Here is a 4,571-nt window from a genome sequence, read left to right as displayed (position 1 = left end):
AAATACCCACTGCGGTACATCGCGGATCGGACCAAGGCCCGCCAGTTCGGTCATGCCCGACATCGGCACGCCTGCAGCAAAGCAAGTCGGCCAGGCCTTGAGCGCATCCCACACGCCGGTCGCGCCATCGGAAATCCCGGAGAGATAAATGCGGCGTGGATCGATCGGCCAGCGCGTGAGCGCATCGGCAACCACCGCGGCGACGCGTCGCGGTGGCCAGTAGGCACCGGTCGTCTGCGGCGCGACATAGACCAGCGGGATGCCTTGCGCATTGGCGCGATCGACCAGTTCGAACGAACCATTGCCGCGCCCCGCCAGCTGCGACTGGTTGTCGGTGCCGTCCTGCCAGTCGCCATGCAGGAACACGATCAGCGGGATCTTCTCGCCATCGCGCCTGCCGGAAGTCTCCACTGCGCGATAAGGCACGTGCAGCGCATCGGCGCTCCAGTAGCGTGCGAGCGCGCTGTCGGCAAGCTGGTCTGCGCTGGCCGCCACAGGCAGCAACGCCAGCAGTAGCAGCAGGCCGCACCGCCTGAAACGCTTGATCGACAACCTCATCAATGCGCGACTCCGACCGCACCGAGCGCACGATCGATCGGAATCAGGTAATTCACGTTGAGCGAACCCCCGTCCTTGTTGAACAGTCCGGCGACGGTAATTGCAACCAACTCGCCAGCCTCGTCAAATACCGGCCCGCCGGAATTGCCGGGATTGACTGCGGCATCGGTCTGGAAGAACGAGGCACCATCCTGTTCCCGCACCGCCGAGAGTATGCCCTCGGTCACGCTGTGGCTGAGCTTGAGGCTGAGTGGCGTACCGATCACGTAGAGCGGGTCACCCGGTTGCGGCATGTGCCGTGCCACGGGCGCTGCGGTCAAAGACTCCGCCTTGAAGTGCAGCAACGCGACATCGTTGCGGCGATCACGCTTGACCACGCGCGCCACCACTGCTCTGGCGCCGAGAATCAACTGTACGTCTTCGTCATCGCCAACCACATGCGCGTTGGTCAACGCGTAGCCAGCCGGATCGATGATGACGCCACTGCCGTGACCGCGATCAGTCCGCACCGTCACCGCAGCCTGCAACAGTTCCCTGGAGTGCTCGCGGAACTTCGAAGCGGCGTCGCCATACTTGATCGAGGCCTGGCTGGCAGCGCCCGCGCTGGCTGCCGCATTGCTTCCGCCAGCGCCCAGTTGCGCGACCAGCTCGGGGTCGCCCAGCAGGTTGTCGCTGGCCTGCCTGACTGCACGCAGCAGGCTGTCACGCACGGATGATCCGTTGTGCCACCCATCGTAGGCACCTTCGCTGCTGCCCTTGTAGAGTTCGCTGTCCCTGGCCGACAGCTTCCAGCGCAGTTTGACGTAGACACGCGAGCCGGTGCCTGCGCTGTTGCCGGCCATGCGCATATTGCAGACGTCGATCTTGATGTCGACGAGATCGGCCTCGAGGTCGAGGTTGCCTGGCAACAGCTCGCCTTCGCCGCCGATGCTCAGGCGGTAGCCCGCATCGCGAAAGCGCTCGGCCACTGCTTCCTGCAAGGCCTTGCCCTTGACGTCAACGGTTCCCTCATCCCAGATGAGGTCTGTGGAGTTCTCGCAATTGCGCCCGCTGTAGGCGCGGCCCGCAGTGAAGGCGCGCCCATCAGAGCCGGGGCGCAGCGTGAAACGGCTCAGCGTTGCCATTGCTGCCGAGCCCGGCCTTGGATTGCGGATGGGCGGCTTGTTGGAGACATTGAAGTTTCCGTAGCCGCCCTTCACGTCGACCTTGCCGACGCCTGACTTGGTCTGAACATCCGGCGGTGGCGTATCTGAGAAGTGCAGGTTGCCCTGCGCGTCCTTCCATTTGTAGATGCCCCCCGCTGCCGCAGGGAAAGCCACCAGAGTGAATGCAAGAACCAGAGCCATGAACGCATACGAGGTCTTCATGCGCAGCTTCCCCTGATGAACATTGGACAAGTGACACCGAACGAGCCACGCAGTATAGCGGGGCCGTTGCGCCCGGACCCTCGACTGCACACCATCGTCTGCCTATAATCTTTCGATCAAGATAAAGGGATGAATGCGTGGACCTCGCCGCCACCTCGGCACTGTTGCGCCTGCTGTCGGACCCGACGCGCGTACGACTGCTGGCCCTGCTCGAACGCGAGGAGCTCACCGTTGCGGAGCTCTCGGCGATCCTGCGCCTCGCGCAGCCGCGTGTATCCACGCACCTGGCCAAACTCAAGGAAGCCGATCTCGTGCGCGACCGCCGCGCCGGGGTTTCCTCCTACTATCGCTACAACGGCGAGCTCGACGCACGCGAAATGGCCCTGCTGCATGCGCTGCGCGAGAACGTCGACGACGCAATCCTGCGCGATGACGAGCGTCGACTTCCCGCCTTGCTGGCCAAGCGCGCGCGTGCCGAGGGTTGGGCCGACACGGTCGCCGGCGACATGGAGCGCCATTACTCGCCAGGCCGCACCTGGGAAGCGCTTGCGCGCGGAATGATGCAACTCGTCGAAACCGGCGACGTGCTCGACATCGCCTCGGGAGACGGGGTGCTCGCCGAATTGCTGGCACCGCGTGCGCGCTCGATCACCTGCATCGACGCCAGCGAACGCGTGGTGGCCGCGGCGCAGCGACGCCTGCACACATTCACCAATGTCGAAGTCCGTGTCGGCGACATGCACGCGCTCGACAGCGCCAATGCCCGCTATGACCTCGTCCTGCTCATGCACGCGCTGACCTACAGCAAGCGTCCGGGACAAGTGATTGCCGAAGCTGCCCGCGTGTTGCGCCGCGGCGGACGCTTGCTTGCCGCGACACTCGGTCGCCACGCGCACCGGACCGCGGTCGAACCCTTCGAGCATCGCAACCTCGGTTTCACCATCGACGAGCTGCACGCCCACGCCGGCAAAGCGGGGCTGGAAGTCATCAGTTGCGAGCGGCTCACACGCGAGCGCCGCGCTCCCCATTTCGAAGTCCTGAGCCTGTTGGCGAGGAAAACATGAGCCTGCCCTGGTTGAACCCGCAACGCGCCAAGGCGCTGACCGACGCGCTGGATCAGCGCATCCTTGTCATCGATGGCGCAATGGGCACGATGGTGCAAGGCTACAAGCTCGACGAAGCCGCCTATCGCGGCCAGCGCTTTGTCGAGGGCTTCGATCGCCTGCACGAACCGCAGCGCAATGCCGCTGCGCGGCCCGGCCATGACCTCAAGGGCAACAACGATCTGCTCACGCTCACGCGCCCCGACGTGATCGGCGCGATCCACGACGCCTATCTGCAAGCTGGCGCCGACTTCATCGAAACCAACACCTTCAACTCGACCTCGATCAGTCAGGCCGACTACCACCTCGAGCACCTCGTGCGCGAGCTCAATGTCGAAGGCGCGCGGCTGGCACGCGCGCGCTGTGATGCGGCCGAAGCGATGACGCCCGACAAGCCGCGCTTCGTGATCGGCGTGCTGGGCCCGACCAGTCGCACCGCCTCGATCAGCCCCAACGTGAATGATCCGGGCTATCGCAACACCAGTTTCGACGAACTGCGACTGGCCTACCGCGAAGCCGCCAGCGGCCTGATCGACGGCGGCGCCGACGTGCTCATGGTCGAAACGATCTTCGACACGCTCAACGCCAAGGCCGCGCTGTTCGCGATCGAGGAAGAATTCGATGCACGTGGCGCGCGTCTGCCGGTGATGATCTCGGGAACGATCACCGATCGCTCGGGCCGCACGCTCTCGGGCCAGACCACCGAGGCCTTCTACATTTCGGTCGCCCACGCGCAGCCGCTTGCAGTCGGACTCAACTGCGCGTTGGGTGCCAAGGAACTGCGCGAATACATTGACGCGCTTTCCCGCATCGCCGGCTGCCTGGTCAGCGCCCATCCCAACGCCGGCTTGCCCAACGCCTTCGCCGAGTACGATGAAACGCCCGAGGAGATGGCTGCGCTGATTGGCGAGTTCGCGCGCTCCGGCCTGCTCAACATCGTCGGCGGCTGCTGCGGCACCACGCCTGCCCATATCGCCGCGATTGCCGCTGTGGTTGCCAACGTCGCGCCGCGCAAGCTGCCGACCCCGATTGCCGCGGCTGCCTGATCCGCGCCCTCTCCAATTGATTGCCTGACATCGATGAAAGACACCGTCCGTCCCTTGCAGTTGTCCGGCCTCGAACCGCTGCTGATCACTCCCGACCTGCTGTTCGTCAACATCGGCGAGCGCACCAATGTCACCGGTTCGGCGCAGTTCAAGAAGCTCATCAAGGAAGACCGTTACGACGAAGCGGTCGAAGTCGCGCGCCAGCAGGTCGCCAACGGCGCGCAGATCCTCGACGTCAACATGGACGAGGGGCTGCTCGATGCCGAAGCAGCGATGGTGCGCTTCCTGCGCCTGATCGCTTCCGAACCCGACATCGCCAGGATCCCGGTGATGGTCGATTCCTCCAAGTGGAGCGTGATCGAAGCTGGCCTGCAATGCCTGCAGGGCAAGGGCGTGGTCAATTCGATCTCGCTCAAGGAAGGCGAGCAGCCCTTCCTCGATCAGGCACGCAAGATCCTGCGCTATGGCGCCGCCACCGTGGTGATGGCTTTCGACGA

4 protein-coding genes and 1 pseudogene are annotated in these 4,571 nt (G+C 64.5%); 3 read left to right on the top strand and 2 right to left on the bottom strand.

Annotated features, from left to right (window positions below):
- Both KF759_RS14115 and KF759_RS14110 read right to left on the bottom strand, forming a co-directional pair.
- Positions 1 to 558: pseudogene (locus KF759_RS14115) on the bottom strand (hypothetical protein); the annotation flags it as partial.
- Complete coding sequence (locus KF759_RS14110; RefSeq protein ID WP_291226483.1) at positions 558 to 1,925, bottom strand: trypsin-like peptidase domain-containing protein; 1,368 nt, start codon at positions 1,923 to 1,925, stop codon at positions 558 to 560. The gene KF759_RS14110 and the pseudogene KF759_RS14115, both read right to left, overlap by 1 nt.
- Before the next feature lie 137 nt (positions 1,926 to 2,062).
- On the opposite strand from KF759_RS14110, the gene KF759_RS14105 reads away from it, so the two are divergent.
- The 3 genes from KF759_RS14105 to KF759_RS14095 all read left to right on the top strand — a co-directional run.
- Entirely contained in the window at positions 2,063 to 2,989 is a 927-nt protein-coding gene (locus KF759_RS14105) for a metalloregulator ArsR/SmtB family transcription factor (protein ID WP_291226482.1), read from the top strand.
- The gene (locus KF759_RS14100; RefSeq protein WP_291226481.1) at positions 2,986 to 4,074 is read left to right on the top strand and encodes a homocysteine S-methyltransferase family protein; all 1,089 of its coding nucleotides are present in this window, start codon (positions 2,986 to 2,988) and stop codon (positions 4,072 to 4,074) included. Before KF759_RS14105 ends, KF759_RS14100 begins: the two co-directional genes overlap by 4 nt.
- Before the next feature lie 33 nt (positions 4,075 to 4,107).
- Positions 4,108 to 4,571, top strand: a 464-nt coding sequence (locus KF759_RS14095; RefSeq protein ID WP_291226480.1) for a dihydropteroate synthase, incomplete at its 3' end; no start/stop codon positions are given.

Source organism: Dokdonella sp. (assembly GCF_019634815.1).
Lineage (GTDB): Bacteria > Pseudomonadota > Gammaproteobacteria > Xanthomonadales > Rhodanobacteraceae > Dokdonella_A.
Note: the sequence above shows the minus strand (reverse complement) of the source record. Positions and strands in the feature narration are given on the sequence as shown.